A 393-nucleotide genomic window follows, 5' to 3' on the forward strand; every position below is an offset into this window, starting at 1 on the left:
GACACCAGCTCGGAAGGGGGGCTTGGTCAATATGTGATTGGCACCTTTACAGCCGATGCGGACACTCAATCATTTGATTTTGTTCTTGATACGACTTGGCACGTCAATGCGATGCAGTTACGCGCCGTTCCTGAGCCGTCTGCGTACGCGGCAATTGCTGGAGTATTGGCGCTGGCTTGCGTAGTGACGCGCCGTCGTGCTTAAGTCGATTGGTGTTATTTTTTAGTTTTTTCGAAAGCTCCGGTTCTTCCGGGGCTTTTTTTGCGTTTTTCGTCAGATTTTGCTCAGATTAGGAGTTATACCTTTTAACATAAATATTGCGCATTCTAATAAAGTGGTCATGTTCATTGCATGGCAAACCGCAAACTAGGAACTCAAGCCGATCGCCAGCGC

The 393-nt window shown here is 47.8% G+C and carries 1 protein-coding gene; it reads left to right on the top strand.

The window, feature by feature from the left end; genetic code table 11:
* Positions 1-204 (top strand): PEP-CTERM sorting domain-containing protein (locus QEH52_RS20295; RefSeq protein WP_308952555.1); only part of this gene is annotated, 204 nt, incomplete at its 5' end.
* Positions 205-393 lie beyond the last annotated feature (189 nt).

Origin of the sequence: Thalassobacterium maritimum, assembly GCF_031127805.1 — a bacterium.
Taxonomy (GTDB): domain Bacteria; phylum Verrucomicrobiota; class Verrucomicrobiia; order Opitutales; family Coraliomargaritaceae; genus Thalassobacterium; species Thalassobacterium maritimum.